At 65.1% G+C, this 10,519-nt stretch carries 11 protein-coding genes; 3 read left to right on the top strand and 8 right to left on the bottom strand.

What is annotated here, in order from left to right; translation table 11 throughout:
- The 8 genes from CG471_RS27035 to CG471_RS27000 form a co-directional block, all read right to left on the bottom strand.
- Positions 1–626: PhoH family protein (locus CG471_RS27035; protein WP_180275813.1), on the bottom strand; the 626-nt coding region annotated here is incomplete at its 3' end.
- A 101-nt stretch (positions 627–727) separates the two neighbouring features.
- Positions 728–2,092, bottom strand: coding sequence for a tRNA (N6-isopentenyl adenosine(37)-C2)-methylthiotransferase MiaB (miaB, locus tag CG471_RS27030; RefSeq protein ID WP_099234360.1), 1,365 nt, complete (start codon positions 2,090–2,092; stop codon positions 728–730).
- A 9-nt stretch (positions 2,093–2,101) separates the two neighbouring features.
- The gene (locus CG471_RS27025; RefSeq protein WP_099234359.1) at positions 2,102–2,860 is read right to left on the bottom strand and encodes a 1-acyl-sn-glycerol-3-phosphate acyltransferase; all 759 of its coding nucleotides are present in this window, start codon (positions 2,858–2,860) and stop codon (positions 2,102–2,104) included.
- Positions 2,861–2,864: 4 nt separating this feature from the next.
- A complete protein-coding gene (locus CG471_RS27020; protein ID WP_004207596.1) occupies positions 2,865–3,287 on the bottom strand; it encodes a Fur family transcriptional regulator in 423 nt (140 codons plus the stop codon).
- Positions 3,288–3,413: 126 nt separating this feature from the next.
- The gene (locus CG471_RS27015) at positions 3,414–3,839 is read right to left on the bottom strand and encodes a MucR family transcriptional regulator (RefSeq protein WP_099234358.1); all 426 of its coding nucleotides are present in this window, start codon (positions 3,837–3,839) and stop codon (positions 3,414–3,416) included.
- A gap of 111 nt (positions 3,840–3,950) precedes the next feature.
- On the bottom strand, positions 3,951–4,433 hold the full coding sequence (locus CG471_RS27010) for a GNAT family N-acetyltransferase (protein ID WP_037511585.1): 483 nt from the start codon (positions 4,431–4,433) through the stop codon (positions 3,951–3,953).
- A complete protein-coding gene (gene tsaB / locus CG471_RS27005) occupies positions 4,430–5,056 on the bottom strand; it encodes a tRNA (adenosine(37)-N6)-threonylcarbamoyltransferase complex dimerization subunit type 1 TsaB (RefSeq protein WP_180275812.1) in 627 nt (208 codons plus the stop codon). The genes CG471_RS27010 and tsaB overlap by 4 nt, the downstream gene beginning before the upstream one ends.
- Positions 5,057–5,144: 88 nt before the next feature.
- Complete coding sequence (locus tag CG471_RS27000) at positions 5,145–5,723, bottom strand: NifU family protein (RefSeq protein ID WP_004207592.1); 579 nt, start codon at positions 5,721–5,723, stop codon at positions 5,145–5,147.
- 105 nt (positions 5,724–5,828) lie between these two features.
- On the opposite strand from CG471_RS27000, the gene CG471_RS26995 reads away from it, so the two are divergent.
- The 3 genes from CG471_RS26995 to CG471_RS26985 form a co-directional block, all read left to right on the top strand.
- Entirely contained in the window at positions 5,829–6,299 is a 471-nt protein-coding gene (locus tag CG471_RS26995; RefSeq protein ID WP_099234357.1) for a pyridoxamine 5'-phosphate oxidase family protein, read from the top strand.
- A 278-nt stretch (positions 6,300–6,577) separates the two neighbouring features.
- The gene (locus CG471_RS26990) at positions 6,578–8,008 is read left to right on the top strand and encodes a DEAD/DEAH box helicase (RefSeq protein WP_099234356.1); all 1,431 of its coding nucleotides are present in this window, start codon (positions 6,578–6,580) and stop codon (positions 8,006–8,008) included.
- A 206-nt stretch (positions 8,009–8,214) separates the two neighbouring features.
- The coding region (locus tag CG471_RS26985) for a M16 family metallopeptidase (protein WP_099234355.1) at positions 8,215–10,519 on the top strand (2,305 nt) is incomplete at its 3' end.

Genomic DNA, 10,519 nt, shown 5'->3' with positions numbered 1-10,519 from the left:
TCGCAGATAGGCCGCAGATAGGGATCGACCTTTTCCTTCATGTCGCCCGGCAGCCAGCCGAGCTTTTCGCCCGCTTCGACAGCCGTCAGGGAGAGGACTAGGCGATCGACGCTGCCGGTGATGAGCTGGCTGACCGCCTGGGCGACCGCCAGATAGGTCTTGCCGGTGCCTGCCGGGCCAAGCGCGAAGATGATGTCGTTCCGGGTCAGCGCCTCCATATAGGCGACCTGGGTGGCGGAACGGGGGACGATCGTCTTCTTGCGGGTGCGGATCATCACCTTGGGTGGTTCGGCGACGTCATGGCGGATGATGCCATCCAGCGTCGGTTCGGCCGACATGGCGATCACGGCTTCCACCGCGCCATTGTCGATTTCCTGCCCGGCGACGATGCGGTTGTAGAGGCCGGTCATCACGTCGCGGGCGCGGGCGGCGGCTTCGGCCTCGCCCTCGATCTGCAGCTTGTTGCCGCGCGCGGCGATATAGACGCCGAGGCGGTTCTCGATCGCGACCAGATTCTGGTCATATTGGCCGAACAGCGCACCCAGAAGATGCGGCTTTTCGAACGTCACTTCCAGGCGCGCACGCTCGGCAATGTCGGTGCGGGGATGGTGCGGTTTCTTGCCCATTCAAAAGCCTCCCTGGCTCGTCATGCATCTCGTAAGGACCGGCAGGCGCCGTGGGTCGGGGAGATGGCTTCCCGGCTGTGCGGGAATGACGAGGCTTTGGTTCAAGCGGCTTTCCTCCTGCTGATTTCGCCGGCCAGGCTGTTCGGGCCGGCGCTGATGATATCGACTTCGACCATGTCGCCAATGCCATATTCGGGCGCGGTGACATGGACGGATTGCAGCCAGGGCGTCTTGCCGATCAGCTGGCCGGGATAGCGGCCCTTGCGTTCGAGCAGGATGCTGGTGGTGCGGCCCACCGTGGCGCTGTTGAAATCGACCTGATGGCGGTTGATCGCGGCCTGCAGCCGGGCCAGCCGTTCGTCCATCACCGCCGCCGGGATCTGGTGATCCATGTCCGCCGCCGGGGTGCCGGGGCGGGGGCTGTATTTGAAGGAATAGCATTGCGCGTAGCGCACTTGCTCAACGATCTTGAGAGTATCTTCGAACTCTGCGTCGGTTTCGCCGGGGAAGCCGACGATGAAATCGCCCGACAAGGCGATGTCCGGCCGGGCCGCGCGCACGCGTTCGATGATGCGCAGATAGCTGTCGACCGTGTGGCTGCGGTTCATCGCCTTCAAAATGCGGTCATTGCCCGACTGCACCGGCAGATGGAGGAAGGGCATCAGCTTGGGCTCGTCGCCATGGGCGGCGATCAGCCCGTCGCTCATGTCGTTGGGGTGGCTGGTGGTGTAGCGGATGCGCTCCAGCCCGCCGAGCTTCGCCAGTTCGCGGGCCAGGCCATCCATGCCCTGCATCCGGCCCTTGTCATCCTCACCGGTCCAGGCATTGACGTTCTGGCCGAGCAGGGTGATCTCGCGCACGCCGCCATCGACCAGCGCCTTGGCCTCGTCCAGGATCGCGGTCCAGCTGCGGCTGATCTCCGCGCCGCGGGTATAGGGCACGACGCAATAGGTGCAGAATTTGTCGCAGCCTTCCATGATCGTCAGGAAGGCGGTCGGTCGGGCCTGCTTGGTGCGGCCGGGCAGGGCGGCGAATTTGGAATTGGCCGGCATGTCGGTGTCGACAGCCTCCTCGCCGCGCTGCGCCTTGCCGATCAGGTCGGGCAGGCGGTGATAGGCCTGCGGGCCGACGACGATGTCGACATTGCGGGCACGGCGCTGGATCTCGCCGCCCTCGGCTTGGGCGACGCAGCCGGCGACGGCGATCATCGGGCGCGTGCCATCCTCGCGGGTCAGGCGGCCAATGTCGGAATAGACCTTGTCCACCGCCTTTTCGCGGATGTGGCAGGTGTTGAGGATGACGAGGTCGGCCTCTGCGCCATCGGCAGCAGCGGTCATGCCGCGCTCGCCCAGCATTTCGGCCATGCGTTCGCCATCATAGACGTTCATCTGGCAGCCGAAGGATTTGACCTGGAAGGTGGCCGGGCCCTTGCCGGCTTTATGTTCGGGGGCGTCGTTACGATTCATGCCGTCCAGCTATACAGGCGCTTGGCCCGAAGAGGAAGGTGGCAGGTGCGCGGCAATGCTTGCGGCGATCCGCTGGTGCGCGGTGGCCGCCAATATCTTGCGATCGGCGCAACTGGCCGGGTCGAACGGCTCCAGGAACCGGATGGTGACGGGCAGGCGGCCCTTGCGCTCCAGCAGCCGTTTGGCGTTGGCGCCGGCGGGTTCGTCGCCATGCCAGGCGATCTCCGCCGTGGCCGCGCCATAATCGATATGGACCGGCTGGATCATCACCGCGCGCGGCGGCGGCATCAGCACGGCGAGCAGCGAGGGCTTGAAGGGCAGCAGGCCACTGCCGTCGCTGGTCGTGCCTTCAGGGAAGAGGGCAATGGGCTGATGACCGGCGAGCGCGGCGCGCAGTGCATCGAGCTGGCCCGACAGGCTGCCGCGTTTCTCACGCGAGACGAACAAGGTGTTGTTCTGGGCGGCGAGCCAGCCGATCACCGGCCAGCTGGCAATGCCGTCATGGGCGACGAAGGCTGCGCCGGTGGCGTCGGCCAGCGCGAGAATGTCGATCCAGCTGACATGATTGGCGACCAGGAACATGTCGCTGTCGACCGGGTGACCTTCCAACCGGACGCTGGCGCCGACCGAGCGGGCCGCCATCCCCAGGAAGCGGCGCGGCCAGGGGGATGGACGGCGAAGCAGGCGCCACAAGAGGTGCGGGGGCAGGCAGAGCAGCAGGCTGCCCAGCAGGGCGGCGATGCGGCCTGCCCGGCGCAGTGGCGCCAAGGCGTCAGTCCTTGCGGTCGAGGGCGACGCCGTAGAGTTCCATGCGATGGTCGACCAGGCGGAAGCCGAGCTTTTCGGCGATCTGCTTCTGCAGCAGTTCCAGTTCGGGGTCGACGAATTCGATGACGTTGCCGGTTTCGACGTCGATCAGATGGTCATGATGCGATTCCGGGGCAGCTTCGTAGCGGGCGCGGCCGTCGCCAAAATCGTGGCGCTCCAGAATGCCGGCTTCCTCGAACAGGCGCACGGTGCGGTAGACGGTGGCGATCGAGATGCCCGGATCGATGGTGGACGCGCGCTTGTGCAGTTCCTCGACATCGGGGTGATCGGTCGCGTCGCTCAGCACCTGGGCGATGACCCGGCGCTGTTCGGTGATGCGCAGGCCCTTTTCGTGACAGAGGGCTTCGACGTCGATCTTGCGGTTCATGCGGGGGGCTGGCTCGCTTCAAAAATGGAAAAGTCGGACATTGCCTAGCCGCTTTTGTTCCAACGGAAAAGGGGCGCATCGTCGATGCGCCCCTTTCGCAATAGGTAAATACCGAAGTTGTGGGGCTTATTTGCCGCCACGGGTCCGGCGGCGCTTCGTGCCGAGGCCAATCTTCTTGGCCAGCGAGCGACGCTGTTCGGCATAATTGGGGGCGACCATCGGGTAATCCGCCGGCAGGCCCCACTTGGCGCGATAATCTTCGGGGGTCATCTGATAATGGGTCATCAGGTGACGCTTGAGCATCTTGAGCTTCTTACCGTCTTCCAGACAGGTGATGTAATCCGGCTTGATCGATGCGCGTACCGAAACAGCCGGTTCCGGCTTGACTTCGGGGGCGGGCGCCGGGGTCGAAAGACCGGTCAGCGCGGCATGAACATTCTGGATAAGGGTTGCGACGTCGGAAACAGCAACACTGTTGTTCGAGACGTGCGCAGCGACAATGTCGGAGGTCAGAGTGACGAGCAGTTCGCTCTGTGCCGATTCGTTTTCCATTTTTCTTGTTTCCTGCAAAGGCTTCTATTGTGCGACCCGCCTGAGGAAATGGATTCAGAGCGGTAGATCTTGGCTAGACCCTGTGGCCTGCCTTCGCAAGAGAAGATTGCCTTAAACAAGCATGTCGATGCGAAAACTCAAGGCGTCATGAAGCTTTCCATCATTGCCCCGATAGTAACCGGGGCGACGATGTACATATTCGAAACCAATAGTCTCATAAAGTTTGACCGCCATGTTCGATGCGCGGACTTCCAGGTTCATCGACGTGATGCCGCGGCGACGCGCCAGTGTCAGGCTGTGGCCCAGCAGGGACCGGCCGATGCCACGGCCACGCCATAGCGGATCGACCGCCAGCAGCAGCAGTTCGCATTCGTCCAGCACCGAGCGGACCAGGGCGAAGCCGAGCGGGGCCGCATCGACATGGGCGATGGTCAGCCAGGTGCCCGGCATGGTCATGACCCCCGACAATTGAGGCAGGGTCCAGGCCTCGCCGAACAGCGGGTCGAAGGCGCGGGTCATCACTTCCATGGCGTCGGCGAGCGCATTGCGCTCGCCCTCATCATAGGTGTCGAGCGTCAGGCCGGCGGGGATCATGAAGCGGCGCGCTCCGCGATCGTCTTGGCGTCGGCCTCGCGGCCATAGAGCGGGGAGGGGGCAAGCGGCGGCAGCTCTGCAATCAGGTTGTAGCGCGCGGCTTCGGGATAGAGGGCTATCGCGGTGCCGTCGCCGCGTGCGGTGACCAGCGCCTCGGCGCCGGTGCCGTAAAATTGCGCCATGTCGAGCTGGGTCGCGAGCGTGGCGATCGGCGTGGAGGCGGGCTGGGTCGTGGCGGTGCGGCCATCGGCCTCGAACAATTGCCAGAAGAGTTCGCCATGGCCGCCGGTGATGGTGACCGCGACCGGGCCGTCCCGATGGTCGAGCGCCGCCATCGCGGCGATCAGGCAAAAGGCGCTATAGCCATGGAGTGGCACCGACCAGGCGAGCGCCAAGGCGCGGGCGGCGGCGATGCCGATGCGCACGCCGGTGAAGCTGCCGGGGCCTACATCGACCGCGATCGCATCGGCGCGCCCGCCATCGGGCAGCGCGGCAATCGCGGGCAGCAGGGCCTCGGCATGGCCGCGGCCGACGATTTCATGAAAATGGCCGATTGGCTGGCCGTCTTCCAGCAGCGCAACGGACAGCGCCTGCGTGGCGGTGTCGATGACCAATATGCGCAAATTCACTCCCCCGAAGCCGCGGTGCCGATATGGATATGGCTGCGGTTAATCGATCCGGGGCGATTTGCCAAATCCGGTCATCGCAGCGTCAGACCGCGCGGACTTCCGTCACTTCCGGCACATAATGCTTGAGCAGCTGCTCGATGCCGTTCTTGAGCGTGGCGGAGGAGGAGGGGCAGCCGGCGCAGGCGCCCTGCATGCGCAGATAGACGGTGCCCTTGTCGAAGCCGCGATAGATGATGTCGCCGCCGTCATTGGCCACGGCCGGGCGCACGCGGGTTTCGATCAAATCCTTGATCTGGTCGACGATCTCGGCATCTTCCGGATCATCCGTGAAGGCCTCTTCCTCGGCCGGGACGCTGAAGCCCGCGGCGGTGCCGGCGGCGAACAGCGGCATGTTGGCCGAGAAATGGTCGAGCAGGATCGAGAGAATCTCCGGCTTTACGTCGCTCCATTCGGCGCCCGGCGCGATCGTCACCGAAATGAAGTCGGCACCGAAGAAGACGCCGGTCACGTCACCCAGGCCGAACAGCGCATCGGCCAGCGGCGAGGCTTCGGCCTCTTCGGGGCTGGCGAAGTCGCGGGTGCCCGCGGCGCCCATGACGGCCTGGCCGGGGAGGAATTTGACGGTCGCCGGATTGGGCGTGAGTTCGGTCTCGATCAGCATGGCCGCTATGTGGCGACGTGCGCGCGCGAGATCAAGCGGTCAAACGGAACTTCGGCGGCGTCGGGCCATTTCCTTTGGTGAAGCCCCAGATAAGGAGATGGAAAGATGAGCGACGACAAGGATATTCGCGAGCGTTTCTGGACGGACCTGTCGAGCAGCCCGTTCCTGATGGTGGGGTTGCAGGGCAGCCATGCGCACAGCGTGCCGATGACCGCGCAGCTGGACAAGGATGCCGATCATTGCTTCTGGTTCTATACCAGTCGCGACAATCGGCTGGCCGCCGGTGGGTCGGCGATGGCGCAGTTCGCGGCGAAGGATCATTATCTGTTCGCCTGCATCAACGGCACGCTGGTGCCGGAGACCGACGAGGCGGTGATCGACCGTTATTGGTCGAAGCAGGTCGAGGCCTGGTATCCGGGCGGACGGCAGGATCCCAACCTGCTGATGCTGCGCTTTGACCTTGGCACGGCCGAGATCTGGCGCGCCGATCTGTCGATCGGCGGGGTGTTCAAGATGATGTTTGGCGGCGATGTCCGGGCGGAGTTGCGCGACAAGCATGCCGAGGTGAGCCTCTAAACCCGAATGTCATGTTGGGCGGCCGCGGGCGAAATCCCGTGGCCGCTTGCTTTTCGGCGGCATTTGCCCCATATGTGCGGCAGCGCAGCATGGCCCTTGGGGCCCGATAGCGATTGGCAGCGTGATCGTTCCCGGCTCTGACAGGCCCTGGGAACCGGCCAATGACAGTCTGCGCCAAGCTTGAGGCTTCCCTATTCACGCGGGTCGTTTCCTAACCCGCCTTGCGCCCTTGCTGCGTCCGCAGACAGGTTGGCGCCCGGCCGACTTGTGAGTTTCTCATGCATTTCAATGAACTTGGTCTTTCCGAGCCGATCATCAAGGCGCTTACCGCCAAGAAATATGCCGAGCCGACGCCGATCCAGCAAAAGGCCATTCCGGTCCTGCTGGAAGGCCGCGACCTGTGCGGCATCGCCCAGACCGGCACCGGCAAGACCGCAGCCTTCGCGCTGCCCAGCCTCGACTATTTCGCGCGCAACCCCAAGCCGACGCCGATCAAGGGCTGTCGCATGCTGGTGCTGTCGCCGACCCGCGAGCTGGCCGCCCAGATCGCCCAGAGCTTCCGCGACTATGGCCGCTTCCTGCGCCTGTCGGTGGAAAGCGTGTTCGGCGGCGTGCCGGTCAACAAGCAGATCCGTGCCCTGTCGGCCGGCGTCGACATCGTCGTCGCCACCCCCGGCCGCCTGCTCGACCTGATCGACCAGCGCGCCTTCACCATCAAGGACACGGAAATCTTCGTCCTCGACGAGGCCGACCAGATGATGGACATGGGCTTCATCCACCCGCTGAAGCGCATCGCCAAGCTGTTGCCGCGCGATCGCCAGAACCTGTTCTTCTCGGCCACCATGCCCAAGGAGATCGAGGCACTGGCCGGCCAGTTCCTCAATGATCCGGTCAAGGTCAGCGTCGCGCCGCAGTCGACCACGGCCGAGCGCGTTCGCCAGCAGCTGACCTTCGTCAACCAGGCGGAGAAGCAGGCGCTGCTGCACATCGTGCTGAAGACCGAGGAGATCGACCGCGCGCTGATCTTCACCCGCACCAAGCATGGCGCCGACCGCGTCGTGCGCTTCCTGGAGGGCGCGGGCATTCAGGCCTTCGCGATCCATGGCAACAAGAGCCAGGCGCAGCGCACCACCGCGCTGCAAGCGTTCCGCCATGGCCATTGCAAGCTGCTGGTCGCGACCGACATCGCCGCGCGCGGCATCGACGTGTCGGGCGTGTCCCACGTCATCAACTTCGAAATCCCGAACGTGCCGGAACAATATGTCCACCGCATCGGCCGGACGGCGCGTGCCGGCGCGGACGGCATCGCCATCAGCTTCGTGGCGGATGATGAACGGCCTTACCTCAAGGCAATCGAGCGGGCGACCAAGGTGAAGCCCGAGATCGTGCCCCTGCCGGAGAATTTCCTGGAGGCCGTGCGCAACCTTCCCAAGCCCGCGCCGCAGCGCAAGGGGCCGAGCCAGAGCCCGGCCCAGCAGGCCAAGCGTGCCGAAGGCCAGCGTCGTTATCAGGAAGGGCAGAAGGCCCAGCGCGGCGCGCCAGACAAGGCTCGCCGGGGTGAAGGGGGCCATCGTGGCGAGGGCGCGCATCGTGGCGAAGGCGATGGTGCCGGCGCCAAGAAGAATTTCCGTCGTCGTCGTGGTGGCGGCGGTGGCGCCGTCGGCACGCACAAGGGCGCGGTCCAGCGCACCGGCGCACCGCGCGGCTGATAGCTGAGGCGTTCCGGGCGCTCCCCATGGAGCGTCCGGGACGAACCGCTCTGGCGCGCGCCATTTTGCGTCCGCGCCATATTTTCATTGATGCATCGCGTGGGGCGCAAGAGCGGTTCCCCGTTCTTTGCACGATGCTCCGATGCCGCGGCGTGACCATCTTTGTCAGTGGTCATTCAGGAAAATGCCGTTAGGCTCCCCTGCCTATGCGTTTGACCCCCCGCCGTTCGGCCGCTTCGCTCACCATTCTTGCCCTGCTTCTGTCGGGCTCTCCCCTGCCGCTGGCGGCAAGGACCGATCCTTCGGTTGCCGGCGCAAAGGCCGCGCCGGGCAGCAGCCAGGCGGACATCCGACCCTGGCTCTACGAAAATAGTGATGTGCCGATCGACACGGCGTGGCGGTTCGGCACGCTGTCCAACGGGCTGCGCTATGCCATCCGCCGCAATGGCGTGCCGCCGGGGCAGGTGTCGATCCGCCTGCGCATCGATGCCGGATCGCTGATGGAGCGTCCTGATGAGCAGGGCTATGCCCATTTCATGGAGCATCTGTCGATGCGCGGGTCGCGCCATGTGCCCGATGGCGAGTCGAAGCGCATCTGGCAGCGGCTGGGCGTAACCTTCGGCAGCGACAGCAATGCCGCAACCACGCCGACCGGAACTACCTATGCGCTGGACCTGCCACAGGCCAATCAGACGAGCCTTGGCGAAAGCCTGAAGATCCTGGCCGGCATGATGACCGATCCCAATATCGTCGACAGCGCGGTCGATGCCGAGCGGGCGGTGGTGCTGGCCGAACGGCGCGAGAGCGACGGGCCGCAGATGCGGATTTCCGATGCCAGCCGCCAGCATTTCTTCGCTGGCCAAGCCTTGGCCGACCATGCGCCGATCGGCACGGTCGCGACGCTCAACGCGGTGACCGCGGCCAAGGCCGAAGCCTTCCACCAGCGCTGGTATCGTCCGGAAAACACGGTGATCGCGATTGCCGGCGATATCGATCCGGCGCTGGCCGAACAATTGCTCAAGGATAATTTTGCCAGCTGGCAGGATAGCGGCAAGGGCGCCGAGCAGCCCGATTTCGGCGAGCCGGACCCCAAGGCGCCGGCCACCCGCGTTGTGGTGGAACCGGGCTCGCCGACGGGCCTCACCATGGCTTGGCTGCGTCCCTGGAAGCCCCATGCCGACACGATCGTCTATAATCAGGACAAGCTGACCGACATGCTGGCGCTGCAGATTGTCAGCCGGCGGCTGGAGCAGGCGGCACGGGCAGGGGGCAGCTTCCTGGCAGCGGGCGTCGATCAGCAGGATATCAGCCGGTCGGCCGACGGCACCTTCATCACCATCACGCCCACCGGCGAGAATTGGGAGAAGGCGCTGGCCGATGTGCGCGCGATCATCGAGGATGCCAAGGCCGCGCCGCCGACCCAGCAGGAAATCGACCGCGAATATGCGCAGCTCGACACGGCGCTGGCGATCCAGGTCGAAAATGCCGACACGGAAGCCGGGGCCAAGCAGGCGAGCGATCTGGTGAGCGCGGTGGACATTCGCGAAACCACGGTCAGCCCGCAGGCGGCGCTCGACATCTTCCGCTCCGGCAAGCCAGCGATGACGCCGCAGAAGATACTGGATTGCGCCCGTCGCCTCTTTTCCGCCGGGGTGTTCCGGGCGATGCTGATCACCGGCAAGGTCGAGGCGGGGCAGGACCAGAAGCTGGCCGCTGCGCTCGCCGCGCCGGTCAAGGCGGCGACCAATGCCCGCCTGGCCGACAAGGCGGTGACGATGGACGACCTGCCCAAATTCGGCGCGCCCGCGACCGTCGTGTCGCGTACGCCGGTCGGGTTGCAGGGCATGGAGAGCATCACCTTCTCCAACGGCGTCAAGCTGACGCTGTTCGCCAATGATGCGGAGACCGAGAAGGTGCGCATCAATGTCCGCTTCGGTCATGGCCAGCAGGCCTTCTCACCCACCAAGCCGGTGGCAAGCTGGGCCGGCGATTATGCGCTGGTGGCGAGCGGCATCGGCAAGCTGGGCCAGCGGGAGCTGGACGACCTGACCAATGGCCGGCGCATGGGCATGCAGTTTTCGACCGACGATGACGCGTTCGAATTGCAGGCGGTGACCCGTCCGGCCGATTACAAGGATCAGTTGCGCCTGTTTGCCGCCAAGCTGTACCAGCCCGGCTGGGATCCGGCGCCGATCGCGCGGGTGAAGACCGGCGCCTCGGTCGCTTATGACGCGATGTCGCGCGCGCCCGACGGCGTGCTGGGGCGTGACCTCAACTGGCTGCTGCATGACAAGGATGTGCGGTTCCGCACCCCGTCCAAGGCGGAAATCAACGCGCTGACGCCGCAGAGCTTCCGCCAGACCTGGGAGCCGATCCTGGCTTCGGGGCCGATCGAGATCCAGATTTTCGGTCAGGTGAAGGCCGAAGAAGCGATCCAGGCGGTGGCGGCGACCTTTGGCGCATCGGATCATGGCACAGCACCAGTGCGTCGGGTTGAGCACCATGCAGCAG

This window comes from Sphingobium sp. IP1 (genome assembly GCF_002708645.1).
Lineage (GTDB): Bacteria > Pseudomonadota > Alphaproteobacteria > Sphingomonadales > Sphingomonadaceae > Sphingobium > Sphingobium yanoikuyae.
Note: the sequence above shows the minus strand (reverse complement) of the source record. Positions and strands in the feature narration are given on the sequence as shown.

Excerpts from the sequence above, each read along its gene's own strand:
- CG471_RS27020 (WP_004207596.1), bottom strand. The coding sequence starts at position 3,287 with ATGAACCGCAAGATCGACGTCGAAGCCCTCTGTCACGAAAAGGGCCTG.
- CG471_RS27000 (WP_004207592.1), bottom strand. The coding sequence starts at position 5,723 with ATGCTGATCGAGACCGAACTCACGCCCAATCCGGCGACCGTCAAATTC.
- miaB (WP_099234360.1), bottom strand. The coding sequence starts at position 2,092 with ATGAATCGTAACGACGCCCCCGAACATAAAGCCGGCAAGGGCCCGGCC.
- CG471_RS26990 (WP_099234356.1), top strand. The coding sequence starts at position 6,578 with ATGCATTTCAATGAACTTGGTCTTTCCGAGCCGATCATCAAGGCGCTT.
- CG471_RS27015 (WP_099234358.1), bottom strand. The coding sequence starts at position 3,839 with ATGGAAAACGAATCGGCACAGAGCGAACTGCTCGTCACTCTGACCTCC.
- CG471_RS27010 (WP_037511585.1), bottom strand. The coding sequence starts at position 4,433 with ATGATCCCCGCCGGCCTGACGCTCGACACCTATGATGAGGGCGAGCGC.
- CG471_RS26995 (WP_099234357.1), top strand. The coding sequence starts at position 5,829 with ATGAGCGACGACAAGGATATTCGCGAGCGTTTCTGGACGGACCTGTCG.